Origin of the sequence: Streptomyces sp. NBC_00207 (assembly GCF_045160965.1) — a bacterium.
Taxonomy (GTDB): Bacteria; Actinomycetota; Actinomycetes; order Streptomycetales; family Streptomycetaceae; genus Streptomyces.
The window spans coordinates 4,308,328-4,331,059 of record NZ_CP130715.1; the positions used below are offsets into that span (position 1 = coordinate 4,308,328).

At 72.3% G+C, this 22,732-nt stretch carries 23 protein-coding genes; 11 read left to right on the forward strand and 12 right to left on the reverse strand.

Features of this window, described 5'->3' with window-relative positions:
- Positions 1-54: 54 nt before the first annotated feature.
- The 5 genes from OG472_RS20315 to OG472_RS20335 all read right to left on the reverse strand — a co-directional run bounded on the left by OG472_RS20315 (position 55) and on the right by OG472_RS20335 (position 6,571).
- The gene (locus tag OG472_RS20315) at positions 55-1,521 is read right to left on the reverse strand and encodes an aldehyde dehydrogenase family protein (RefSeq protein ID WP_405830609.1); all 1,467 of its coding nucleotides are present in this window, start codon (positions 1,519-1,521) and stop codon (positions 55-57) included.
- A complete protein-coding gene (locus OG472_RS20320; protein WP_401608391.1) occupies positions 1,518-3,257 on the reverse strand; it encodes an amidohydrolase family protein in 1,740 nt (579 codons plus the stop codon). The genes OG472_RS20315 and OG472_RS20320 overlap by 4 nt, the downstream gene beginning before the upstream one ends.
- Positions 3,258-3,569: 312 nt before the next feature.
- Entirely contained in the window at positions 3,570-4,691 is a 1,122-nt protein-coding gene (locus OG472_RS20325; protein WP_030706821.1) for an LLM class flavin-dependent oxidoreductase, read from the reverse strand.
- 122 nt (positions 4,692-4,813) lie between these two features.
- Entirely contained in the window at positions 4,814-5,599 is a 786-nt protein-coding gene (locus OG472_RS20330; RefSeq protein ID WP_401608859.1) for an SDR family NAD(P)-dependent oxidoreductase, read from the reverse strand.
- A 24-nt stretch (positions 5,600-5,623) separates the two neighbouring features.
- Positions 5,624-6,571 (reverse strand): LLM class F420-dependent oxidoreductase, encoded by a 948-nt coding sequence (locus tag OG472_RS20335; protein WP_405830611.1) that lies wholly within the window; start codon positions 6,569-6,571, stop codon positions 5,624-5,626.
- A 146-nt stretch (positions 6,572-6,717) separates the two neighbouring features.
- Here OG472_RS20335 and OG472_RS20340 point away from each other — a divergent pair, with 146 nt between their 5' ends.
- The 3 genes from OG472_RS20340 to OG472_RS20350 all read left to right on the forward strand — a co-directional run bounded on the left by OG472_RS20340 (position 6,718) and on the right by OG472_RS20350 (position 8,972).
- Positions 6,718-7,632, forward strand: a complete 915-nt coding sequence (locus tag OG472_RS20340) for a hypothetical protein (protein ID WP_405830613.1) — start codon at positions 6,718-6,720, stop codon at positions 7,630-7,632.
- Positions 7,633-7,687: 55 nt separating this feature from the next.
- The gene (locus OG472_RS20345) at positions 7,688-8,230 is read left to right on the forward strand and encodes a DapH/DapD/GlmU-related protein (RefSeq protein ID WP_405834890.1); all 543 of its coding nucleotides are present in this window, start codon (positions 7,688-7,690) and stop codon (positions 8,228-8,230) included.
- Between the two features lie 64 nt (positions 8,231-8,294).
- The gene (locus tag OG472_RS20350; protein WP_405830615.1) at positions 8,295-8,972 is read left to right on the forward strand and encodes a hypothetical protein; all 678 of its coding nucleotides are present in this window, start codon (positions 8,295-8,297) and stop codon (positions 8,970-8,972) included.
- On the opposite strand, the gene OG472_RS20355 is transcribed toward OG472_RS20350, so the two are convergent.
- From OG472_RS20355 to OG472_RS20365, 3 genes are read right to left on the reverse strand one after another with little or no spacing between them, the layout of a single operon-like run.
- On the reverse strand, positions 8,944-9,741 hold the full coding sequence (locus tag OG472_RS20355) for a L,D-transpeptidase family protein (RefSeq protein WP_405830617.1): 798 nt from the start codon (positions 9,739-9,741) through the stop codon (positions 8,944-8,946). The genes OG472_RS20350 and OG472_RS20355 overlap by 29 nt on opposite strands.
- Positions 9,742-9,767: 26 nt before the next feature.
- Positions 9,768-11,096 (reverse strand): sensor histidine kinase, encoded by a 1,329-nt coding sequence (locus tag OG472_RS20360; protein WP_405834892.1) that lies wholly within the window; start codon positions 11,094-11,096, stop codon positions 9,768-9,770.
- Complete coding sequence (locus OG472_RS20365; protein ID WP_401608372.1) at positions 11,096-11,758, reverse strand: response regulator transcription factor; 663 nt, start codon at positions 11,756-11,758, stop codon at positions 11,096-11,098. The genes OG472_RS20360 and OG472_RS20365 overlap by 1 nt, the downstream gene beginning before the upstream one ends.
- 90 nt (positions 11,759-11,848) lie before the next feature.
- Between OG472_RS20365 and OG472_RS20370 the strand changes: the two genes are divergently transcribed.
- The 5 genes from OG472_RS20370 to OG472_RS20390 all read left to right on the forward strand — a co-directional run bounded on the left by OG472_RS20370 (position 11,849) and on the right by OG472_RS20390 (position 16,005).
- Positions 11,849-12,343: a hypothetical protein gene (locus OG472_RS20370; protein WP_401608370.1), complete on the forward strand. Its 495-nt coding sequence runs from the start codon at positions 11,849-11,851 to the stop codon at positions 12,341-12,343.
- Positions 12,340-13,446, forward strand: a complete 1,107-nt coding sequence (locus OG472_RS20375; RefSeq protein ID WP_405830619.1) for a peptidoglycan-binding protein — start codon at positions 12,340-12,342, stop codon at positions 13,444-13,446. Before OG472_RS20370 ends, OG472_RS20375 begins: the two co-directional genes overlap by 4 nt.
- A 5-nt stretch (positions 13,447-13,451) precedes the next feature.
- Positions 13,452-14,144 carry an ABC transporter ATP-binding protein gene (locus OG472_RS20380; RefSeq protein WP_405830621.1) on the forward strand — a complete coding sequence of 231 codons (693 nt, stop codon included), beginning with the start codon at positions 13,452-13,454 and terminating at the stop codon, positions 14,142-14,144.
- On the forward strand, positions 14,144-15,406 hold the full coding sequence (locus tag OG472_RS20385; RefSeq protein ID WP_405941847.1) for an ABC transporter permease: 1,263 nt from the start codon (positions 14,144-14,146) through the stop codon (positions 15,404-15,406). Before OG472_RS20380 ends, OG472_RS20385 begins: the two co-directional genes overlap by 1 nt.
- A gap of 155 nt (positions 15,407-15,561) precedes the next feature.
- Positions 15,562-16,005, forward strand: coding sequence for an NUDIX hydrolase (locus OG472_RS20390; protein WP_383571251.1), 444 nt, complete (start codon positions 15,562-15,564; stop codon positions 16,003-16,005).
- 144 nt (positions 16,006-16,149) lie between these two features.
- Here the strand turns inward: OG472_RS20390 and OG472_RS20395 are convergent, their stop codons facing one another.
- Positions 16,150-17,010, reverse strand: a complete 861-nt coding sequence (locus OG472_RS20395; protein WP_401608360.1) for a trypsin-like serine protease — start codon at positions 17,008-17,010, stop codon at positions 16,150-16,152.
- 161 nt (positions 17,011-17,171) lie between these two features.
- Between OG472_RS20395 and OG472_RS20400 the strand changes: the two genes are divergently transcribed.
- On the forward strand, positions 17,172-17,450 hold the full coding sequence (locus tag OG472_RS20400) for a hypothetical protein (protein WP_401608357.1): 279 nt from the start codon (positions 17,172-17,174) through the stop codon (positions 17,448-17,450).
- 5 nt (positions 17,451-17,455) lie between these two features.
- Here the strand turns inward: OG472_RS20400 and OG472_RS20405 are convergent, their stop codons facing one another.
- Positions 17,456-17,956: a GNAT family N-acetyltransferase gene (locus tag OG472_RS20405; protein WP_405830626.1), complete on the reverse strand. Its 501-nt coding sequence runs from the start codon at positions 17,954-17,956 to the stop codon at positions 17,456-17,458.
- 106 nt (positions 17,957-18,062) lie between these two features.
- Between OG472_RS20405 and OG472_RS20410 the strand changes: the two genes are divergently transcribed.
- Positions 18,063-19,391, forward strand: coding sequence for a ricin-type beta-trefoil lectin domain protein (locus OG472_RS20410; protein WP_405941848.1), 1,329 nt, complete (start codon positions 18,063-18,065; stop codon positions 19,389-19,391).
- 60 nt (positions 19,392-19,451) lie between these two features.
- On the opposite strand, the gene OG472_RS20415 is transcribed toward OG472_RS20410, so the two are convergent.
- Complete coding sequence (locus tag OG472_RS20415) at positions 19,452-20,009, reverse strand: DUF3995 domain-containing protein (RefSeq protein WP_405830629.1); 558 nt, start codon at positions 20,007-20,009, stop codon at positions 19,452-19,454.
- Positions 20,010-20,216: 207 nt separating this feature from the next.
- On the opposite strand from OG472_RS20415, the gene OG472_RS20420 reads away from it, so the two are divergent.
- Positions 20,217-21,458, forward strand: coding sequence for an MFS transporter (locus OG472_RS20420; RefSeq protein ID WP_405830630.1), 1,242 nt, complete (start codon positions 20,217-20,219; stop codon positions 21,456-21,458).
- Positions 21,459-21,495: 37 nt separating this feature from the next.
- Here OG472_RS20420 and OG472_RS20425 read toward each other — a convergent pair whose 3' ends face one another.
- Complete coding sequence (locus OG472_RS20425) at positions 21,496-22,722, reverse strand: amidohydrolase family protein (RefSeq protein ID WP_405830632.1); 1,227 nt, start codon at positions 22,720-22,722, stop codon at positions 21,496-21,498.
- Positions 22,723-22,732 lie beyond the last annotated feature (10 nt).

A 22,732-nucleotide genomic window follows, 5' to 3' on the forward strand; every position in this document is an offset into this window, starting at 1 on the left:
TCCGGCCGGGGAGTTCCCCCCGGCCGGACCCCGGACCGCCGTACCCGCCGGGCCTCAGCCCGTCCAGACGATCGACTGGATCTCGCTGTACGCGTGCAGCGCGTACGAGCCCACGTCACGGCCCACCCCGCTGCGCTTGAAGCCGCCGAACGGGGCCTCCATGTTGCGGCCGATGGTGTTCACGCCCACCCCGCCCGCCCGCAGCCGCCGCGCCACGCGGAACGCGCGCGCCGAGTCCCCGGACCACACGTAACTCAGCAGGCCGAAGTCGCTGTCGTTGGCCAGCCGGACCGCCTCGTCCTCGTCCCCGTCGAAGGGGACGACCACGACCACCGGGCCGAAGATCTCCTCGCGGACCACCCGCATGTCGTTCGTGCAGTCGACGAGGAGGGTCGGGGCCGCGTAGAAGCCCTTGCCGCCCTCCCCCACCACCGGGCGCTCGCCGCCGTACGCGACCCGCGCGCCCTCCTTCTTCCCCAGCTCGACGTACGACTCCACGCGGTCCCGGTGCGCCGCCGAGATCACCGGGCCCACCACCGTGCCGGCCGCCGCCGGGTCGCCGACCTTCATGAAGGCGAGGTAGCCGGTGAGCTTCTCGATCAGCCGGTCGTAGACGGAGCGGTGCGCGATCACCCGGGTCGGGGCGGTGCAGATCTGGCCGGAGTAGAAGGAGAAGGTGGTGCCGATGCCCATGACGGCCGCGTCCAGGTCGGCGTCCCCGAAGACGATCGCCGCGCCCTTGCCGCCGAGCTCCATCAGCTGCCGTTTCATGGTGCGGCCGCAGACCTCCGCGATGCGCTGCCCGACGGCCGTGGAACCGGTGAAGGACACCATGTCCACGTGCGGGGAGTCCACGGCTGCCTCGCCGACCTCCACCGACCGGCCGCCCACGACGTTCACCACGCCCGCCGGCACCCCGGCCTCGTGCAGGGCGTCCGCCATCCTGAACACCGACAGCGGGTCCTGCGGGGCCGGCTTGACGACCACCGTGTTCCCCATGGCCAGGGCCGGGGCCACCTTGCCGGCCGGGTTCGCCCACGGGTTGTTGTACGAGGTGATGCAGGTGACCACGCCGACCGGCTGGCGCACCTCCAGCGCGCCCAGGATGCTCGCCCGCCCCATCGGGCCGGCCTCCGTGACCTGCGGCGGGAGGCCCTTCTCGACGGGTTCGAGGGCCCCGCGCGCGTACCGGCGGAAGCGGGCCACCCCGACGCCGACCTGCATGCCGCGCGCGATCCCCGTGGGCGCGCCCGTCTCCGCTTGGGCCAGGGCCGTCCACGGCTCGAACTCCCGCTGCATGATGTCCGCGGCCCGGTCGAGGATCGCCGCCCGTTCCTCGGGCTTCGTACGGGACCAGCCTTCGAAGGCCTCGGCCGCGGCGCGGGCCGCTTCCTCGACCTGCCCGCGCGAGGCCTCGGGGGCGAGCCCGACCACCGACTCGTCCGCCGGGTTGACCACGTCGTAGTGGCCGCCGGCCGGCTCCACCCACTCGCCGCCGATGTACAGGGGTTGTGCGTTCAACGGGTGCTCACCGTCCTCGTGTCCCGGCCGGACCGGAGCACGATGCCCGGAACGGCCCCCGTCACCTGGTCGTCGCGGATGGTCTCCACGCCGTTGACCCGTACCGAGACGATGCCGATGGCCCGCGCGTCCAGCCGCGGGCTGTCCCCGGGCAGGTCGTGGACGAGCGTCGCCGGGCCCGCCTCGATGCGTTCGGGGTCGAAGAGGACCAGGTCCGCGTGGTAGCCCTCGGCGACTCGGCCGCGCTCGCGCAGCCCGAACAGCCGGGCCGGGTCGTCGGTGAGCATGCGTACGGCCTGCTCCAGCGGCACCAGCTTGCGGCCGCGCAGGCAGTCGCCGAGGAAGCGCGTCGTGTACGGGGCCCCGCACATCCGGTCCAGGTGGGCGCCGGCGTCGGAGCCGCCGAGCATGACGTCCTCGTGCTGCCAGGTCTCGGCGCGCAGCGCCCAGCTGGCCGGGTCGTTGTCGGTGGGCATCGGCCACAGGACCGTGCGCAGGTCGTCGTTGGCGCAGATCTCCACCAGGCAGTGGAACGGGTCCTGGCCGCGCTCGGCCGCTATGTCGTTGACGACGCGTCCGGACAGGCCCTCGTTCTCCTTGCTGTACGTGTCGCCGATGACGTACCGGCCGAAGTTCGCGAGGCGCCGGAAGACGCCGGCCTCCTTGCTGTCGGCACGGCGCAGCATCTCGGCGCGTACGCCGGCGTCGCGGAGCTTCTCGATCCGCTCGGGGACGGGCAGGCCGAGGATCTCGCCCCAGCCGGGAATGAGGTTGAGCGCGCAGAAGGTCCCCAGGGACATGTTCATGGGGGTGAGGATCGGCATCGTCAGCGCGACGATGCGGCCGCCGGCCTTGCGGGCGCGCTCGCTGGGGATCAGCTGGCGCGGGACCCGCTCGGGGACGGAGGCGTCGATGGTGAGGACGTTCCAGTTCAGGGGGCGGCCGGCGGCCGCGCTCATGTCGACGAAGAGGTCGATCTCGTCGTCCGAGAACTGGTCGAGGCAGCCGGCGACGATCGCTTCGAGCTGGGTGCCCTCGTGTTCGGCGACGGCCTCGGAGAGCGCGAGGAGCTCGGCGGGCCTGGCGTGCCGGGAGGCGACGGGGGCGCCGGAGCCGTCGGAGTGGGTGGAGGACTGGGTGGTGGACAGGCCCCAGGCGCCGGCGTTCATGGCGTCGTGGAAGAGAGCGAGCATCTGCTGCATCTGCTCGGGGGTGGGCTGCCCGCCGACGGCGTCCTCGCCCATGACGTGGCGGCGCAGGGCGCAGTGGCCGACCATGAACCCGGCGTTGACGGCGATCCGGCCCTCCAGCGCGTCGAGGTACTCGCCGAAGGTGGACCAGGTCCAGTCGACGCCCTCCTCCAGGGCCTTGAGGGCCATGCCCTCGACCTTGCTCATCATGCGGCGCGTGTAGTCGGCGTCTTCCGGGCGGGCCGGGTTGAGCGGCGCCAGGGTGAAGCCGCAGTTGCCACCCGCGATGGTGGTCACGCCGTGGTTCATGGAGGGCGTGGCGTAGGGGTCCCAGAAGAGCTGGGCGTCGTAGTGCGTGTGGGGGTCGACGAAGCCGGGGGTGAGGACCAGGCCGGTGGCGTCCTCGCCGGTACGGGCCTCTTCGGTGACGCTGCCGGGCGCGGCGATCACGGCTATCCGGCCGTCGCGTATCCCCACGTCTGCGACGCGGGCGGGGGCGCCGGTGCCGTCCACGACGGTCGCGCCCTTGATCAGGTGGTCGAGCATGACGTCCCTTCTGCCGGTGTTCGCGTTGCGGCCGTACTGGATCCGCCTCAAGCGTCGGCGGGGCTGTGCCTGCCGGCGCGCACGGCGCCGTTGCGGGGGCTCCGCCCCCGAGCCTCAAACGCCGGCGGGGCTGAATTACCCAGCCCCGCCGGCGTTTGAGGCGCGGGGTGTGGGGCGGAGCCCCACGAGACGGCGCCGCGCCCGCGTGCCCCGGCCGGAGGCCGCCGGGCGGCCGCGGCCTCGGCATGACCTCCGGCCGGGGCCGGTGCGGGACGGCGGTCCGGGAAGACGCCGTCCCCGTTTCCCCGCCGGTCAGACGGCCTGGCGGAAGCGGGTCGTGCGGTGCACCGGGTCCGTGTCTATTTCCGGGATCACGTGCTCGCCGATGAGCTTGATCGTGGTCATCGTGTCCTCGTACGAGACCCCGGTCGGCAGACCGAAGGAGAGCTGGTCCGCGCCCGCCTGCTCCCAGCGCTTGCACTGGGCGCGGACCTCCGACGGGTCACCGCAGATGAGCAGTTCCTCCGCGATGAGCAGCTCGATGATCTCCGCGTTGTACTCCGGCAGGGTCTCGGGCCACTGCGGGATCGCCTCCGGCCGCGGGAAGGTGTCGTGGTAGCGGAAGACCAGCGACTGGAAGCGGTTCATGTTCGCGTTGACCGCGATCTCCACCGCCTTGTCGTGCGTCTCCGCACAGATCGCGGTCGACGTGACCATCACGTTGTCGTTGACGAAGGCGCCGATCGCCTTGGCCTCCCGGATCGCCGTCTTGTACTGGTCGAGGACCCACTCCATGTCCGAGACCTTCTGGACGCTGAAGCCGAGGACGCCCAGGCCCTTCTTCGCCGCCATCGCGTACGAGGACGGGGACCCGGCGGCGTACCACATGGCCGGGTGCGCCTTCCCGTACGGCTTGGGGAAGATCTTCCGCGGCGGCAGGGACCAGTGCTTGCCCTGGAACCCCTCGTACTCCTCCTGGAGGAACATCTTGGGGAATTCCGCGATGGTCTCCTCCCAGATCTCCTTGGTGCCGTTCATGTCCTCGATGCCGGGAAGGAAGCCGAGGATCTCGTGGCTGCCCGCACCGCGGCCGGTGCCGAATTCGAAGCGGCCCTTGGAGAGGTGGTCGAGCATGGCGACCTTCTCGGCCACCTTGACCGGGTGGTTCACCGGGGCGAGCGGGTTGAAGATGCCGGAGCCGAGGTGGATGCGCTCGGTGGCGTGGGCGAGGTACCCGAGGAACACCTCGTTCGCCGACAGGTGCGAGTACTCCTCCAGGAAGTGGTGCTCGGAGGCCCAGGCGTACTTGAAGCCGGACTTGTCCGCCTGGATGACGTACTCGGTCTCCTCGATCAGCGCCTTGTGCTCTGCCTCGGGGTCGACCTTGGACCGCGCCTCAGGCACGTATCCCTGCACAAAGAGCCCGAATTCCAAGGGGTTCACCGTCCTTTGGTTTCTGACGTTGCGTCAGATTCGATGTCTCGACTGTTCCATCGCGGGGGCGGGAGCGTCAATACCTGACGCTCCATCAGATAGACCGGCAGCCCGGCAGACCGCTACAGGATGCTGACGCCCGCCATCCAGCCACCGTCGATGACGAACGGCTGGCCGGTGATGTACGAGGAGTCCTCGCCGGTCAGGAAGAGCGCCAGCTTGGCGATCTCCTCCGGCTGCCCGACCCGCCCCATCGGGACCACCCGCTTGTAGAGCTCCGCCATCGCGTCCCTGGCCTCGTCGGTCATGTTCGCCGGGTCCAGCAGCCCCGGATTGGCCATCGGGGTGTCCACCGCGCCCGGGCACATCGCGTTGACCCGGATCCCCTTGGCCGCCAGCTCCAGCGCGGCCACCCGGGTGAGGCCGAGGATGGCCGCCTTGGTGGCGGCGTAGGTGCCGACGTACGCCATGCCCGTCAGGCCCGTGTACGAGGAGGTGTTGACGATGGTGCCGCCGCCGGCCGCCTCGATCTCGGGGGCCACCGTCTTGATGCCGAGGAAGGCGCCGACCTGGTTGACCTGGACCACCTGCTGGAACTCCTCCAGCGGGGTCGAGGTCAGCTCGTTGAAGCGCAGGATGCCCGCGTTGTTGACCAGCCCGTCGATCCGGCCGAAGGCCTCCTTCGCCGCGGCGACCGCGGCCTCCCAGTCCTCCTCGCGGCTCACGTCCATCCGCACGTACCGGGCCCGGTCCTCGCCTATGTCCTTGGCCACCGCCGCGCCCTGCTCGTCCAGCACGTCACCGAGGAGCACCTTGGCGCCCTCGGCGGCGAAGAGCCGGGCCTCCTGCTCGCCCTGGCCGCGTGCCGCGCCGGTGATGATGACGACGCGCCCGTCCAGCTTGCCCATGGTCATGCTCCTGATCGTCTCGGCCTAGTCGTTGAGGAGGGGGCCGACCTCGGCCCCGAAAGCGGTGATCTGGTCGGTCAGTTCGGTGCGGTCGCGGCTGCGGAAGCGCACCTGGATCTGGTCCACGCCGAGCGCCTTGTACTCCCGCAGGGACTCCGCGAGCGCCTCCGCCTTGCCCGTGAGGGTCCGGCGGCCGGTGTCCCAGCCGGGCTCGCCCACGTACAGCGCCTCGGTGATCGCGCCGATCTCGCAGGGGCCGGCAACCCCGGCCCCGGCGCGCAGTTCCCTGATCCGGGCGATCTGCGCGGGGAGCTTGTCGCGCGGGTCCCCCTGCGGGAGCCAGCCGTCCCCGCGGACCGCGGCCCGGCGGACGGCGGCGGGCGAGGAACCGCCGACCCACACGGGGATCCGCTCCTGCGCGGGCCGGGGCAGCTGGCCGAGGTCCCTGAAGGAGAACAGCTCGCCCTCGAACTCCGGGTACTCCTCGGGCCCCAGCGCCGCCCGCAGCGCGTCCAGGGTCTCGTCGAGCACGGCCCCGCGGCGGGCGAAGTCCACGCCGAGGATCTCGAACTCCTCCTGGACGTGCCCCGCGCCGACGCCGAGGATCAGCCGGCCGCCGGAGAGGTGGTCGAGGGTGGCGTACTGCTTGGCGCTGATCAGCGGGTGGCGCAGGCCGAGGATGGCGACGTGGCTGAGGAGCCGGACGTTCTCGGTGATGCCGGCGAGGAAGGAGAGGGTGGCCACGGGGTCGTACCAGATGGTGCTCATGGGGCCGGCGAGCCGCCGCGGGATGGCCACGTGGTCGCAGGTGGCCACGTACCCGAAGCCGGACCGGTCGGCGGCGCGCGCCACCTCGGCGAGATCCGCGGCGGTGGCCGTCGCCTCCCAGGGCTCGGCGTAGATGGTGCTCTGCGACTGGATCGGGAGCTGCATCCCGTAGACCAGCCGACCTTCAGGAAATACGCGCGCCATGGCGGGCCCGCCTCGCCTTCGTCTGCCGATTCGTCATATCGGTGCCGGGCCATCGTCGTAGCTGACGGTCCGTCAGGCAAGGGGGCGGACGTCGGGGCCCGGCCTGCGCCGGGCCGATGTCGGTGGCGTCCGCTTCAATGCCTGCCATGGACGAACAGGAAGAACTCCTCTCGGCCGTCCACCACCTGGCCTGGCCGGGTACGGGCGATCTGCAGTGTGACGAGCCAGGACATCCGGCGGGCCACGTGTGCCTGGCGCCTTCGGAGGCGTGCGACCTCGACGCGCTCCAGGAGGCACTCGGCGGACGGTACGGACGCCCGCGCAATCTCGCCATGGACGGGTACGCCGATCCGACCGTGACCGGGCGGACCGGACTGCCGCTGCTGACCCCGTTCGGCGACCGCATCGTGGAGATGCGCGCCTGGGCGCACGCAGGCCGCTGGATCGGCTGCGGCACCGCCCGCTTCGACGACGGCGTACGGCTGGTGGCGCTGGTCGCGGAACGGGAGGATCCCTCCGCGGACATGGCGGAGGTGACGTCCTGGGTGGACGGGGTCGTCGCCGTCACGGGATGGGACACGGCCCGCGCCCGCACGATCGACTGGGCTTCGGTCGAGACCCGGATCGGGACCGCGCTGCCCGGCGACTACAAGCAGCTCGCGGAGCTGTTCGGGCACGGCGCCTTCGACGGCTACCTCCAGCTGCACACACCCGACGCCCGTTTCAAGAGCGACGACATCGTCCTGCACACCGAGTGGCTGGGCGAGTGGGCCAGGACGCACCGCAGCGGCCTGTGGGAGCCGTACGAGGTCTACCCCGCGCCCGGCGGGCTGCTGGAGTGGGCCGGCTCCGAGCAGGCGGACCAGTTCTACTGGCTGACCGAGGGCCCGGACCCCGACAGGTGGCCCATCCTGGTGAAGGAGGACATCCCCGACTCGTGGCAGCGGTTCGACGGGACGACCGCCGAGTTCGTCTACCGCCTGCTCACCGACCGGCAGCATCCCTTCTCGACGGCCCGGTACTTCGACATCCACTGGTTCGAGAGCCACGGGACCCCCTAGATGATTGAATCCGGCGAGTCCTGTTCAGCCACCGGCACGCAGAAAGGATCGCGGCATGTCCGGCGACCGTCTCATGCGCATCCAAAGCGCCGAGTTCCGGGCCATGGCCGAGCGGGTCCTGCGGGTCACCGAGCTCACCTCCCGCCTGAACGTCCTGCCCTTCGACGACGAAGCGGGCAAGGCGGAACTGTTCGAACAGATCCTCGGCAAGCCACTGCCGCCGAGAGTCACGATCTATCCGCCCTTCTTCACGGACCACGGCCTGAACCTCGACCTCGCCGAGCGCGTCTTCATCAACCAGAACTGCACGTTCCTGGACTATGCCGGCATCCGTCTCGGCGAGCGCGTGATGATCGGACCGAAGGTCACGTTCATCACCAGTGGCCACCCTGTTGATCCCGGAGAGCGGCGCCTGTACCTCACCGGCGCGCCCATCGACGTGGCGGAGAACGTGTGGATCGGTGCCGGTGCCACGATCCTGCCCGGCGTCAGCATCGGCCGTGACGCCGTGATCGCCGCCGGCGCGGTCGTGGCCGATGACGTTCCGCCGGCAAGCCTGGTGACCGGGGGCAAGGCAACCGTGCGCCGAACGTGGTGACGGCCTCTTCGGAGCCACGCCGCGAGCCTGGCACGATCGGCAGGACACCCCTAGGGTGCGGCGGATGGACCTGATGCTCACGCTGGTCAGCGGGATCGCCTGGACGGTCGTGTACGTGGAGGCGATCCGCGTCGGGTTGCGGGACCGGACGTACGCGATGCCCGTCGCCGCGCTCGCGCTGAACTTCGCCTGGGAGTCGACCTACGCGTTCCACGAGTTCACGGCCGGGATCTCCGCGCAGGGCGTGGTGAACGTGGTGTGGGCGGCGGCCGACTTGGTGATCGTCTACACCTACCTGCGGTTCGGCCGGGCCGAGCTGCCGGACTTCGTGACCCGGCCGCTCTTCGCCGCCTGGTCGGTCCTGGTGTTCGGTACCGGATTCGCCGTGCAGTGGCTGTTCCTCGCGCACTTCGGGATGCACGACGCGACCCGGTACTCGGCCTTCCTGCAGAACTTGCTGATGTCCGGCCTGTTCATCGCCCTGTACGCCGCCCGGCAGGGGCCGCGCGGGCAGTCCCTGACCATCGCCGTCGCCAAGTGGCTGGGGACGCTGGCCCCGACCCTGCTGTTCGGGGTGGTGGAGGACTCCCCGTTCATCCTCGGCCTGGGGATCCTGTGCAGCGTCTTCGACCTCGCCTACATCGGGCTGCTGCTGCGGCCCCGGCCCGGCGGCGAGCCCGGTGACCGGAACCCGAACCGGTTCCGGCCCGGGGTCAGAAGCCTTCCGGACCCATCACGATGACCGGCTTCGCCGCCGGGTCGAGGGTCTCCAGGACCTTCTTCATGGCCTCCTTGGGGATGCCGACGCAGCCCTGCGAGGGTCCGTCGTGGTCCACGTGGAGCCAGATGTTGCCGCCCTTGTCCTCGCCCTCCGGCATGACCGGGTCCAGCGGGGACTTGCCCGGCCTGCGGTTGAAGTCGATGGCGACGACGTAGTCGAAGGAGCCCGCCAGGGACTCGCCGTTCACCCCGCGGCCCGAGGCGACGAAGGCCCGGTTCTTGTCGTACGGGAGCCGGGTGCCCGGCGGCTTCGGCAGCAGGCCGCCCGCGTCGGTGAGCGGGAAGACGCCCTGCGGGGAGGTCAGGTCCCCGTACGTGCGCTCCGCGGACCAGCCCTTGGCCCCGTTGCGCGCCGGCCACCGCTCGGCCTGCACCCAGTCGGCGCCGGCGGCCGGGCGGGTGTAGAGCGCGGCGGTGGACTCCGAGGAGTCGCCGGCCTTGCCGGTGACCAGGATGAGCTGGCGGGAATCGGCCGGGATCCGGGCCCGGGTCTGCTCGCTGATGCCGGTCAGGCCCTGCAGGGCGGAGCGCTGGACGTCGCGGGCGGCGCGCTCCGCGCCCTGCGGGCGGGCGTCCGTGCGCGCCTGCGGCGCGGCCTCGGCGGACGTGTCCGGGTCCTGGGCGACGTACACCCAGCCGACCGCGAAGGTCGCGAGACCGAGCGTGGCGGCCAGGGCCAGACGGCGGGGCGTACGGGGGGCGCGGGAGCGGGCTCGGGCGTGCTTGCTCATTAAACCGACCGTACAGCAGGCGGTCTTCAGAGGCGGGGTGCCTGCGGTGTGCATGTGCCGCCGGACACCGGGAAGCGGACACGGACCGTCAGACCGCCGTCCGGGCCCGGGTTGGCCTCGGCCATCAGCTCCGCCCCGTGCGCCCGCACGATCGACGCCGCGATCGAGAGGCCCAACCCGGCGCCCTCACCTGCGGTGTGCTGCCGCTCGGCGCGCCTGCGGAAGGGCTCCAGGAGGCCCGGCACGTCCGCCGGGTCGATCACCGGACCCGTGTTCGAGACCGTCAGTTCCCCCTCCGGGGAGGTCGCCACGGTCATCCGGCCTCCGTCCCGGTTGTGACGTACTGCATTGATCATCAGGTTCCGCAGGAGGTGGCCGAGCAGTGCCCGGTCGCCCGTCACGGTCAGCGGTGCGAGGGTCCGTACGACGGTCAGCCCCTGCTGCGGGCAGGCCGCCAGCTCGGCCGCCGCGAGCGCCGCCAGGTCCACCTGCCCGGTCGTCTCCAGCCCCTGTTCCGACACGGCGAGCAGCAGCAGCGACTCGATGAGGTGCTCGCTGGAGTCCGCGACGCCGATGAGCTTCTCGCGGATCCGGGCGACCTTCTCCGGCGGCGGGTCCCCGGCCAGCCCGATCTCGGCGGCCGCCCGCTGCACGGCCAGCGGGGTGCGCAGTTCGTGCGCCGCGTTGGCAGCGAACCGCCGTTGGGCGGAGACCAGTTGCTCCATCCGCCCCAGCATCGCGTCGAAGGTGTCGGCCAGCTCCTTGAGCTCGCCGGGCGGGGCGTCGAGGGAGATCCGCTCGTCGAGGTTCTCCCCGGACAGGCGGCGCGCGGTCCCGGTGATCACGCCGACGGGGCGCAGCACCCGGCCGGCCATCCACCAGGCGAGCCAGATCGACAGCACGGCGAAGACGGCCAGGGCGAGGAGGGAGTACGTCAGCAGCCGGTGCCGGGTGGCATCGGTGACGGCGTCCGAGAGGTTCTGGGTGAACGCGTAGCCCTTGAGCTCCTCGGGGGTGGGCGGCTCGCCCGGGGGCCGCCGCTGCGCCGGTTCCCAGCTGCGGCCGACGTCGGCCCGCGGGCCGGGCGAGGCCGTACCGGGCGCGGCACCCGGTGAGGTCCCGGGCGAGGGGAGGACGTAGGCCGGGCTGACCGTGCGGACGGCCCCGCTGACACTCGCGTAGAGGCCCTGGCCGACCAGGACGTAGACCAGCGCCACCAGTCCGCCGCCCGCGAGGAGCAGCAGCGAGCCGTAGAGGGCGGTGAGGCGGCCGCGCTCGGTGCGCAGGACTCCCCCGGCCGGGCGACGATTCTTCGGGCGACGGCTCGTCGGGCGAGGGGTCTTCGGGCGGCGCATCACGACGCGGCGATCCGGTAACCGGCGCCCGGCACCGTCTCGATCAGCGGCGGCTCGCCCAGCTTGGCGCGGAGCTTGCTGAGGGTGACGCGGACGGCGTTGGTGGAGTAGCTGGTGTCCTCCTCCCACACCTGCTCGATCAGGTCGTCGTTGCCGACGACGGCGCCCTCGGCGCGCAGCAGGGCCTCCAGTACGGCGAACTCCTTGCGGGACAGCGCGAGCCGGTGCCCGTCGCGGGTGGCGCTGCGCCGGGCGGTGTCGACCGCGATCCCGGCGCGCTCCAGTACGGGCGGCAGGGCGGGGCGGGCGCGCCGGCCGAGGGCCAGCACGCGGGCGAGGAGCTCGTCGTAGGCGAAGGGTTTGGTGAGGTAGTCGTCGGCGCCGAGCCCGAGGCCCTCCACGCGGTCCCGTACGGTCCCGGAGGCGGTCAGCATCAGGACGCGGGTCAGCAGCCGCTCGCGCACCACCTGCCGGCAGACCTCGTCGCCGTGCAGGCCGGGCAGGTCGCGGTCCAGGACCATGACGTCGTACTCGCCCAGGCGCAGGCGCCGCAGGGCCTCCAGGCCGTCGCTCGCCTCGTCGACGGCGAGCGCGTCGCGGCGCAGCCCCTCGGCGATCATCTCCCGGAGGAATTCCTCGTCCTCCACCACCAGTACGCGCATGGCGTCCTCTTTACCGGAGGGCGGTGTTTCGCCGTCGTAAGCAGGGTGCGAGAGGGAAGCGAAAGGCCCTTTCACCGCAGGCTCGGGCCCATGAAGCGATCCCTGATCATGACCACGGCCGCGGTCGTCACCGGGCTGACCCTGTTCGCCACCGCCTGCGCGAACGACTCGCCGGCGGGGAAGAACGACGCCTCCGCAGGCGGTGGCGGCGGGAACAGCGGCGGCGCCGGCGCGGACGCCGACCGGGCCGTGAAGATGCGCCAGTGCCTGCGCGACCACGGGATAGAGGTGCCCGACCCCGAGCCCGGCCAGGACCCGCGCGGGATGACGCTCGGCGGGGGCGCCGACCCGCAGAAGATGCAGGAGGCCATGAAGGCCTGCGGGATGGGCGGACCGGGGTCGGGCAAGGAGCCCACGCAGGAGGAGAAGGACCAGGAGCTCAAGTGGATCCGGTGCATGCGCGAGAACGGGGTCGCCCTCAAGGACCCTGAGTACAACGGCGGCATGAAGAGCGCCACCGAGATCCCCAAGGGTCAGGAGAAGGCCTTCGAGGAGGCCCAGAAGAAGTGCGAAACGGCCCGATGAGGAAGCGCGCCACGTGGCTGCTGGGGTCACTGGCCGCCGTCCTGGCCGTCTCGGGCGCCGGCTACGCCGTGATCGCCCAGCCGCAGCGCGGCGCCGGCGGGCAGGAACAGCGCGAGGCCGGCGGCCTGCCGCCGGCCACGGCGCCGGTGCAGCGCGGAGACCTGAGCTCGGGCCTCCAGGTGGAGGGCACCCTCGGCTACGCGCAGGAGCGCAAGCTGAACGCGGGCGGGCCGGGCGTGCTGACGTGGGTCGCCGCCGAGGGCTCGGCGGTCGAGCGGGACGGGAAGCTGTACGAGGTCAACGGCAGGGCGGTGCGGCTCATGTACGGGTCCACGCCGATGTACCGGCCGCTGAAGAGCGGCGACAAGGGCGAGGACGTCAAGCAGCTCAAGCGGAACCTGCAGGCGCTGGGGTACGGGACCGGGCTCGACCCGGAGGACGGCGTCTTCACGGCGGGCACGGCGACGGCGGTCAAGCGGTGGCAGAAGGCGCACAAGACGGCGGAGACGGGCGAGGTCGCCAAGGAGGACATTGCCTTCGCGTCGGGGCCGCAGCGGGTGCGCAAGGGCGACTCGGCGGTCGGTGACGAGCCGGGCCCCGGCAAGCCGGTGCTGACGGTGACGGGCACCGAGCGGATCGTCCGCTTCCAGATCGACGCGGCGAAGGCGGGAGCGGCTAAGCCCGGCGACCTGGTGACCGTACGGCTGCCGGGAGGTGCCACCGCCACCGGGAGGATCGATTCCGTGGGCGGGACGGCCGCTCCGGACGACAAGAACGGCGGCGCGGGCGGCGGAGGAGGCGGCGGCGGCGATCAGAAGGCCAAGGTCGAGGTGTCCGTCACCTTCGACAAGCCGGCCGAGGTCAACGCCCCCGACCGGTCCCCGGTGACCGTCGGCCTCACCGGCGAGACCCGCAGGGGCGTGCTCTCCGTACCGGTCAACGCCCTGCTCGCCCTCGCGGGCGGCGGCTTCGGCGTCCAGGTCGTGGAGGACGGCAGGGCCCGCGAGGTCCAGGTCGAGCTGGGCATGTTCGGCAACGGCCGGGTCGAGGTGACCGGCGGCGCCCTCAAGGAGGGCATGCAGGTGGGGATCCCGACGCTGTGACGCACATGGAGACAGTGGTGGAGCTGACCGGCGTCACCAAGGAGTACCCCGGCGGGGTCACCGCCCTGCGCGCGGTCGACCTCACCGTCACCGCCGGCGAACTCCTCGCCATCGTCGGCCCGTCGGGCTCCGGCAAGTCCACCCTGCTGCACATCGTCGGCACCCTGGACCGCCCGACGGCGGGCGGCGTGCGGATCGCCGGGCACGACATCGCGGCCCTCTCGGACCGATCGCTGTCGGCGCTGCGGTCCCGGCACGTCGGCTTCGTCTTCCAGTCCTTCCACCTGGTGCCGGGCATCAGCGCACGGGCCAACGTCGCCGAAGGGCTGCTCTACAGCGGCCTCTCGCGCGCCGAGCGCGGCCGCCGGGCGGCGCAGGCCCTGGAACGGGTCGGCCTCGGGGACCGGATGGACCACCGGCCGCACGAGCTGTCCGGCGGGCAGAAGCAGCGCATCGCCATCGCCCGGGCGGTGGCGGGCGCACCGGACCTGCTGCTCGCCGACGAGCCGACGGGCGCACTGGACACGGCGTCCGGGGAATCGGTGATGGAGCTGCTGCACGAGCTGAACCGGGAAGGGGCCACGATCGCCGTGATCACCCACGACAACGAGATCGCGGCAAGCCTGCCGCGGCAGGTGCGGATCCGCGACGGGCAGATCGTCGCGGACGTACGGAACCGGGCGGGGGCGGGGGCGTGATGGGCCGCACCAGGACACGTACGGACGCGGGTACGGGTACGGGCGCAGGCGCGGGCAGGGGCAGGCGGGCGCGGAAGCCGACCCCGCCGAGGCTCTCCCCGCGGGACGTCCTGCACGTCGGATCGGCGGGCCTGCGCTCGCGCCCGATGCGGGTGTTCCTGTCCGCGCTCGGCATCGCCATCGGCATCGCGACGATGATCGCGGTGGTCGGCATCTCCTCCTCCAGCCAGGCCAAGCTGCTGCGCGAACTCGACGCCCTCGGCACGAACATGCTGGTCGCGACGCCCGGCAAGGGGATGTTCAGCGGCCAGGACACCAAGCTGCCCAAGGACGCCCCCGGCATGGTCTCCCGGATCGCGGGGGTCGAGTCGGTGGGCACCACCGGTGACGTGGCCGAGTCCGTCCGCCGCTCGGAGAACATCCCGAAGGAGGAGACGGGCGGGGTCGTCCTCAAGGCGGCCAAGGACGACCTGCTGGGCACCCTGCGCGCCGGGATGGCCGACGGAACCTGGCTCAACGGGGCCACCGGCCGCTACCCGTCGGTGGTCCTCGGGCACGTCTCCGCGCGCCGGCTCGGCATCACCGGACCGGGCCGGCAGGTCTTCATCGGCGGCCGGTACTTCACGGTGATCGGCATCCTGAAGCCGGTCCCGCTGGCCCCGGAGATCGAGCGCTCCGCGCTGATCGGCTGGGACGCGGCCGAGCAGCTGCTGGGCTTCGACGGCCACCCGACGGCCGTGTACGAACGGTCGGCGGACGACCGGGTGGCGGCGGTCAGGAAGCTCATCGCCCAGACGGCCAACCCGCAGACGCCGAGCGCGGTCGCGGTCACCGACCCCTCGGCGGCGCTGCAGGCGAAGGCGGCCACGGAGGGCGCGTTCAGCACCCTGCTGCTGGGACTGGGCGGGATCGCCCTGCTGGTGGGCGGGGTCGGCGTCGCCAACACCATGATCATCTCGGTGCTGGAGCGGCGCCATGAGATCGGCCTGCGCCGGTCCCTGGGCGGAACGAAGGGGCAGATCCGGATCCAGTTCGTGACGGAGTCACTGCTGCTGTCCGGCCTCGGCGGCCTGGCCGGCATCGTCCTCGGCGGCGCGGCCACGGCGGTCTACGCCCGCGCCGGCGACCTGCCCTGGGTGGTCCCGCTCTGGGCGGTGACCGGCGGCTTCGCCTGCACCCTGGCGATCGGCACCCTGGCCGGTCTCTACCCGGCGGTGCGGGCGGCCCGCCTGTCGCCGACGCTGGCGCTGGCGGCGGCGTAGGGCGGCGGTTCCGGGTGGTGGCGGGTGGTGGCGGGTGGTTCCAGGTCGTGGCGGGTGGGGAGCCACGGCCCGGGGGACGGGTGGCGGAGGAGCGGGGGAAAGACGGTGACGCCGAGCCCGTCCCCCGGAGCCGATCACCGACGTACCCTGAGTCGATGAGACGAACTCCACGTCACGCGGCGCGCGTTGTCATCCTGTCCCCGGCCGGATCGGTGTTCCTCTTCCGCGAGGACAACGTGGAGGTCGGCATCCACTGGCTGCCGCCCGGCGGCGGCATCGATCCCGGCGAGAGCCCCGAGGAGTGCGTGCGGCGCGAGCTGCGCGAGGAGACCGGCTGGACGGACCTGGAGCCGGAACGGCTGCTGTGCACCTGGGAGCACGACTTCACCCACCAGGGCATCCCGGTCCGCCAGCACGAGCACATCTACCTCGCCCGCGGACCCCACCGCGAACCGGTCCTGGAGGCCCCGGGAATCCACTGGCAGTGGCTCCCCGCGGACCGCCTCGCCACCCTGGGCGAACCCCTGTGGCCCCCGCGCCTCCCGGACCTCCTGGCGAACGCCCCGGCGGAACCGGTCCACCTGGGCCTGCTGGCCTGACCGGCGGCGTCAGCCGGTACCGAGCGGTCCCAGCGGCCCGGCCTGCCCGGTGTCGAGCCGGTGGCCGGCCCGGATGCAGCCCTCCGGAAGCAGCCCGGCGAGGGGAACGATCCGGGCTGCATGGTCGTCTCCTGCGCCTTCGTCCTAGCGGGCGGCCGGGGCCTTGGCCGTGGCCTTCCCGTACAGCGAGGCCGCGTATTCGCCGAGGACCGTGCTGGTCGACACGTCGTCGGTGTCGCCGCCCGTGAGGATGCCGATGATCTTGCCGTCCCGGGCGATCCACGCGCTGCCGCTCGTGCCGCCGGGGAAGTCGGCGCAGTCGAAGCGCTGTTGGGTCGGGCTCTCGCGGACGGCGACCGCCGTGCAGGTGCGGGGGATCTTGCGGTCGGCGGGATAACCGGTGACCGTGACCTCCTCGCCCGCGCGCCCGCTGGTGTCGAGCACGGCCGCGCCGGTCACGTCCTCGATCGTGCGGCCCTTGGCATCGGGGGCGAGGCGGGCGAAGGCGAGGTCGTAGTCGTCGTCGGTGCCCTCCGCCCAGCGGTCGTCCTCGAAGACCTGCTCGATCTTCCAGGTGCCGTACGGGGCCATGCCGTTGGCGTACGCAGGTGCGAAGACGGCGGTTCCGTCGCCCTGGTCGCCTTCGAGCAGACAGTGCCCGGCAGTGATGATCATGTTCCGGCCGGGGCTGTGCACCACGGTGGCCGTACAGAAGTGATCACTGTCCAGTCCGTCCGTGAACAGGGCCCCGGTGAAGGCCGCGGGACCACCGGGCGGGGGCGTGACGGCAGGCGGCAGGGTGGCTCCGGGCGGGGTCGAAAGCTGCGGCTTCGCCGCTTGCGATCGCGATGTGGCCGTCGGCGACGCCGTCGGCCCGGCCTTCGCGCGCACGGGCGCGGCCGCCCCCTCGGGCGGCGGCACAAGCTCGGCCACCGCGGCGGAGGCCCCAAGAGCCGCCACCGCACACAGCACCGCCGTCACGACGGTCCGCTTGTCCACCGGCATGATGATCCTTCCGATTTGCCCTGGCGAAGCATGCCTTGGGGGCAGGGCCGGGTGCAAGGGGCGGGGTGTCGCGGGAGCCTGCGTCCGCCCCGGCGGGGACCGGGCTTGGACGTCGGTTACTGTGACCCGCCGACAGCACGGGGCACCCGGGAGGAAACACGGTGAAGACCAGACGATGGCTCGGCGGCATGGTGGCGCTGCTCGCCCTCACCGCCTGTGCCGGCGAACAGGCGGTCGACGAGACCAGCTACAAGGACGGCTACGCGTACATCGGGACGCTGGGCGAGACCCTTTCCGTGAAGGACCGGGAATCCGCCGAGGCGTCCTGCAAGAACGCGCTGCCGTCCTACGAACTCGCCAATCCTGAACCCGGGCGCGTCGCGGCGGACTGGATCGCCGGCTGTACGGACGCCGCCCTCGCCCACAAAGCCCGCTTCTGATCCGTTCACAGGCGTCGTGCGTACGCCCCGAGGTCGCACGCGAAGCGCAGGCCGGGGCGGCCGTCGAGCTGGATTCCGCCGGTGGGCACGAAGCCCGTGCGGGCCAGTACGGCCCGGGAACCGGGGTTGTCGAGCGTCGTGACCGCCCGCAGCCCGGTCAGGCCGTACTCCGTGACCGCGAGGCCGCACGCCTCGCGCACGGCCGCCGTGGCCAGGCCCCGCCCGGCGGCCTTCTCGGCGATCCGGTAACCGAGCTCGGCCGAACCCTGCGCCACGTCGACGAGGTTGACCCGCCCCACCACCTCGCCGCCGTCCTCCACCAGTACGTGGAAGTGGCACAGCCCCGCGTCCTGCTCGGCCATCAGCGCCCGGTGCCGCTCGTCGAAGTGGGCGAAGTACTCGTCGCCGCGGTCGGGAACGGATGCCGCGAAGTACGCCCGGTTCTCCCGCTCGAACGCGAGCAGGGCCGGGGCGTGGTCGAAGCGCAGGGGCTGGAGACGAGGCATGCCCCGATGCTAGTCCGATCACCAACTCGGAAGTTTGCACGGTCATTTGGCCTCTTGGTCTAATCGTCGCTCCGATTCCTGATGAGAGGGCGACGAACACTTGCGTTTGACAGGCAAGCACCGGATATCCATGGTGGCCGCGGCGGCCGCGGCGGCGATCGTGGGAAGTCTGCAGCTCTCCCCCACCGCGTTCGGCACCGAGGACACCGGCGAGACGGCCCCGCCCGCGGCGGGGGCACCGGATTCCCCCGGCTCCATCGACGCGCACGACTCCCACGCGGAGGACTCCGCCACCCACGGCTCCGACGGCACCGTCTTCAGGGACGGCGTCATGTCGTTCGGGACGGAGCCTCCGAAGGCCGCCGCGAGGTCGGCCGCAGCGGCCGCTCCCACACCGCCGTCGGGCGAAGGGTGGAAGCTGAGCGGCGCCACCAAGTGGCTGCAGACCGGCTACACGATCAGGTTCTACGACCAGAAGTCCGCCGACTGGCTGGCCCCGTACGTGCAGGCCTCCGCCGCGGACCTGCGCCGCATCACGAACCTGCCGGTCTCCGTCGACACCAGGCCGGTCGGCTGGGACTACGTCCGCCCCAAGGGCGAGGTGGTCGTCGGCGTCGCCCACCGTCCGTGCGTGCCCCCCGCAGGCGAGGGCAGCATGGGCAGCACGGGCTGGAAGGTGGTCCGCGACGGCTCGGGCACCGCCAACCTCAGCTGCGGCTTCACCAGCTCGTCCGTGGCCGAGACCGTGACCAGCGGCCACGCCTACATAGACGACGAGTTCTTCACGGCGGCCGGCAAGCCGACCGCCGCCATGGGCGAGACGTACATGCGCAACCACGTCAGCCACGAGCTCGGGCACACGCTGGGCCTGACGCACGCCAACCGCAGCCTGGACAAGGGCGACTGCGTGAAGGGCACCGACTCGGGCCAGTTCCCGGTCATGTGCTCGCCCACGTACGCGTACCAGGACAAGCGGGCGGGCACCTACGTCCAGCAGTTCGACGTCCAGGGCCTGCGCCGGCTCGCGGCCGGCGCCGGCGCCGCGCTGTCCCCGCAGGGCCGGGTGACCGGGATCGGCTCCAAGTGCCTGGACGTCAAGGGCGGCAAGGCGGCCAACGGGACGCAGATCCAGCTCTACACGTGCAACGGCTCCGCCGCGCAGTCGTGGATCCTGGGCAAGGACGGCACGTTCCGCGCCTTCGGCAAGTGCCTGGACAACGCGCGCAACGCGAGCACCAACGGCAACAAGATCAGCCTCTACGACTGCAACGGCACGGCGGCCCAGCGCTGGTCCGTCAACGCCAAGGGGCAGATCGTCCACGTGGCGTCCGGCAAGGTCCTCGACGTGACCGGCGGCGCGACCGCCAACGGCACCGTGGTCCAGCTCTACACGGCGAACACGAACAAGCGCCAGGTCTGGGTCACCCCGAAGTAGCTCCGCCCCGCACCCACGGCACAGGCCGCCCCGCGTCACCGCGGGCGGCCTGTCCTGCTGTCAGGAGGTGCGGGAGTCCGGGGTGCCGGGCACGCGGTCGCGCAGGCGCTGCCACGCCGCGATGCCGAGCGTGATCCCCCAGAGGAGGAAGAGGGTGTACCAGAAGAGCCCCCAGGCGGCCTGGGGATGGGCGTCCTTGGCGGCGAAGGCGGGTGCGGAAACCACGCGGCCGGCGGCGAGCAGGTACTGCATCGCGAAGTACGTGAAGCCCCACAGGGTCATTCCGATCGAGGCGAGCCCCGCCGGTACGGCGGTCAGGGCGGCCGGGATGCGCCGACCCCACGGGCTGACCAGGGCGAGGGAGAGGACCGCGCCGAACACCGCGACCGCGCCCATCACCCAGTAGCCGATCGCGGCCTCCATGTTGTCCCTCGGGGCCGAGGCGAAGTCGCCGGGGAACATGGCCGCCACCCCGGCGCCCCACCAGAAGTGCGGGGCCGCGTAGCCGAGTGCGGCGACGGCGGCCGTGTAGCCGGGCCAGGTGCGCCGCCGGGCGGGCGGCGAGGCCTTCGCCGCGGTCGTCGCGGTGGTGGCGAAGCCGGCGGTCACGGTCTCCATGAGGTCCCCCGGGGGTGCTCGGTTCGGTGGGGCGGTCCAGGTTTCCCCGCCTGGATCCAGCTTCTCCGCACGGGCACCCTCCGCGGATCGCGCGGCGGCACGACCCCGCTCTCCCCCGTGCGGGGGAGCCCCTTCCCCTGAACGGGGTACGGGAAATAGGGCGGTTGCCCGATCCCGGCACCCCCTCCTCAGACGCACGCTGGTCCGGTGAGCAGTCGGGGAGCGGGACGGGTCCTGCGGGACCGCAATGCGGGGCTGTACCTCGCCGGGGTGGTGGTCTCGGGGTTCGGCACGACCTCGATGTGGCTGGTGGCCGGGGTCTGGGTGAAATCGCTGACCGGGTCGGACGCCCTCGCGGCGCTGACGGTGTTCGCCCTGTGGGCGCCGGTGCTGGCCGGGCCGGCCCTGGGGGTGCTCGCCGACCGGCTGCCGCGGCGGCCGGTGCTGGTCGGCGCCTGCCTCGTGATGGCCGCGGTGCTGCCCGTGCTGCTCCTGCTCGATTCGGCGGACCGGGTGTGGCTGCTGTTCGCCGTCCTGCTGGTGTACGGGGTCTGCGGCACCCTCCACGAAGCGGCGGAGGCGGCCCTGGTGCCGCAGGCCGTCGACGGCCGGCTGCTCGGGGACTTCAACGGGCTGCGGATGACGGCGAACGAGGGCGTGAAGCTGCTCGCGCCGCTGCTGGGCGCGGGCCTGTTCGTCCGCTGCGGCGGGGCGTCGGTGGCACTGCTCGACGCGGTGACGTTCGCGCTGGCGGCGGGCATCTTCGCGCTGCTGCGGGTCCCGGAGGAGAAGCCGGAGCGGATCACGGGACCCGGCGGTTTCGCGGCGCTGCTGGAGGGCGGGCGGCAGCTGTGGGGCTCGCACGTGCTGCGGCCCCTGGTGCTGGCCGGCGCCGCGGTGATGTTCCTGGCGGGTCTGAACGGGGCGGTGATCTACGCGGTCGCCGACGGCGTGCTGGGGCGCGCACCCACCTACGTCGGGGTGCTGTACGCGGTGCAGGGCGCCGGTTCCGTCCTGAGCGGCCTGGCGGCGGGCCCGCTCCTGCGGCGGCTGCCGGACCGGGTGTTCACGGCCGCGGGAGCGGCCGTGTTCGCACTGGGCGTCGGGGCGAGGGCGCTGCCGTACGACGCGGCGGCGCTTGCGGGCAGTGCGGCGATCGGCGCGGGGCTGCCGTGCGTGCTGGTCGCCGTGCTGACCGCGGTGCAGCGCGAGGTCCCGAACGCCGTCCTGGGCCGCGCGGCCGCCACGGCCAACACCCTGGTCTTCGTACCGAACGCGCTGGCCCTGGCACTGGGGGCCGCACTGGTGGCCCTCGTGGACGTACGGGTGCTGCTGCCGGTGCTCACGGTGGCGGGCCTGGCCGTGGCGCTGCTGCTGGTGGCCGCGCGGCCGGGGGCGGGGGCGGAGCCGCGCGGCGCCGGTGCGCGCCGTGCGGCCGGTCGGTCCTAGCGGCCGGCCGCTCCCGACGGCCGGCCGGTCCCGGGGGTCACGCCCCGGGTCCCGCCCACAGGCCGTCCGCCGTGAGCCCGAGGAGGACGATCGCGTTGCCGCGCACGATGCGGTCGACCACGTCCGGTGCCAGGTGGCCCATCTGCGCCTCGCCGACCTCGCGGGACTTCGGCCAGGTCGAGTCGGAGTGGGGGTAGTCCGTCTCGTAGAGGACGTTGCCGACGCCGATCGAGTCGAGGTTCTTCAGGCCGAAGGCGTCGTCGAAGAAGCAGCCGAAGACGTGCTCCGCGAAGAGCTCCGACGGCGGGCGCAGCACCTTGTCCGCGACTCCGCCCCAGCCCCGGTTCTCCTCCCAGACCACGTTCGCCCGTTCGAGGATGTACGGGATCCAGCCGATCTGGCCCTCCGCGTACATGATCTTCAGGTTGGGGAAGCGCTCGAACTTGCCACTCATCAGCCAGTCGACCATCGAGAAGCAGCAGTTGGCGAAGGTGATGGTGGAGCCGACCGCCGGCGGGGCGTCCGCGGACGTGGACGGCATGCGGGAGGAGGAGCCGATGTGCATGGCGATGACCGTGCCGGTCTCGTTGCACGCCTCCAGGAAGGGGTCCCAGTCGTCCGTGTGGATGGACGGGAGGCCCAGGTGCGGGGGTATCTCCGAGAAGGCGACGGCGCGCACGCCGCGCGCAGCGTTGCGGCGGACCTCCGCGGCGGCCAGGCGGGCGTCCCAGAGCGGGATCAGGGTGAGGGGGATGAGGCGGCCGCGGGCGTCGGGGCCGCACCACTCCTCGACCATCCAGTCGTTGTAGGCCCGTACGCCGAGCAGTCCCAGCTCACGGTCCTTGGCCTCGGTGAAGGTCTGGCCGCAGAAGCGGGGGAAGGTCGGGAAGCACAGGGCCGACTGGACGTGGTTGACGTCCATGTCGGCGAGGCGGTCGGGAACCGAGAAGGACCCCGGGCGCATCTGCTCGTAGGTGATGACTTCCAGTTTGATCTCGTCGCGGTCGTACCCGACGGCCGTGTCGAGGCGGGTGAGCGGCCGGTGCAGGTCCTCGTACACCCACCAGTCGCCGATCGGGCCGTCGTCGCCCTTGGCACCCATGACGGGGGCGAACTTGCCGCCGAGGAAGGTCATTTCCTTCAAGGGGGCGCGGACGACGCGGGGGCCGGTGTCCTGGTACTTGGACGGGAGCCGGTCCCGCCAGACGTGGGGGGGCTCAACCGTGTGGTCGTCCACCGAGATGATCTTCGGGAAGGTCTCCATGGCTCATACG

Bases quoted from the DNA above. Each gene is read 5' to 3' on its own strand.
- OG472_RS20320 (WP_401608391.1), bottom strand. From the start codon at position 3,257: ATGCTCGACCACCTGATCAAGGGCGCGACCGTCGTGGACGGCACCGGC.
- OG472_RS20330 (WP_401608859.1), bottom strand. From the start codon at position 5,599: ATGGGCAAGCTGGACGGGCGCGTCGTCATCATCACCGGCGCGGCACGC.
- OG472_RS20335 (WP_405830611.1), bottom strand. From the start codon at position 6,571: ATGGCGCGCGTATTTCCTGAAGGTCGGCTGGTCTACGGGATGCAGCTC.
- OG472_RS20340 (WP_405830613.1), top strand. From the start codon at position 6,718: ATGGACGAACAGGAAGAACTCCTCTCGGCCGTCCACCACCTGGCCTGG.
- OG472_RS20345 (WP_405834890.1), top strand. From the start codon at position 7,688: ATGTCCGGCGACCGTCTCATGCGCATCCAAAGCGCCGAGTTCCGGGCC.
- OG472_RS20350 (WP_405830615.1), top strand. From the start codon at position 8,295: ATGGACCTGATGCTCACGCTGGTCAGCGGGATCGCCTGGACGGTCGTG.
- OG472_RS20355 (WP_405830617.1), bottom strand. From the start codon at position 9,741: ATGAGCAAGCACGCCCGAGCCCGCTCCCGCGCCCCCCGTACGCCCCGC.
- OG472_RS20360 (WP_405834892.1), bottom strand. From the start codon at position 11,096: ATGCGCCGCCCGAAGACCCCTCGCCCGACGAGCCGTCGCCCGAAGAAT.
- OG472_RS20365 (WP_401608372.1), bottom strand. From the start codon at position 11,758: ATGCGCGTACTGGTGGTGGAGGACGAGGAATTCCTCCGGGAGATGATC.
- OG472_RS20370 (WP_401608370.1), top strand. From the start codon at position 11,849: ATGAAGCGATCCCTGATCATGACCACGGCCGCGGTCGTCACCGGGCTG.
- OG472_RS20375 (WP_405830619.1), top strand. From the start codon at position 12,340: ATGAGGAAGCGCGCCACGTGGCTGCTGGGGTCACTGGCCGCCGTCCTG.
- OG472_RS20380 (WP_405830621.1), top strand. From the start codon at position 13,452: ATGGAGACAGTGGTGGAGCTGACCGGCGTCACCAAGGAGTACCCCGGC.
- OG472_RS20385 (WP_405941847.1), top strand. From the start codon at position 14,144: ATGGGCCGCACCAGGACACGTACGGACGCGGGTACGGGTACGGGCGCA.
- OG472_RS20390 (WP_383571251.1), top strand. From the start codon at position 15,562: ATGAGACGAACTCCACGTCACGCGGCGCGCGTTGTCATCCTGTCCCCG.
- OG472_RS20395 (WP_401608360.1), bottom strand. From the start codon at position 17,010: ATGCCGGTGGACAAGCGGACCGTCGTGACGGCGGTGCTGTGTGCGGTG.
- OG472_RS20405 (WP_405830626.1), bottom strand. From the start codon at position 17,956: ATGCCTCGTCTCCAGCCCCTGCGCTTCGACCACGCCCCGGCCCTGCTC.
- OG472_RS20415 (WP_405830629.1), bottom strand. From the start codon at position 20,009: ATGGAGACCGTGACCGCCGGCTTCGCCACCACCGCGACGACCGCGGCG.
- OG472_RS20425 (WP_405830632.1), bottom strand. From the start codon at position 22,722: ATGGAGACCTTCCCGAAGATCATCTCGGTGGACGACCACACGGTTGAG.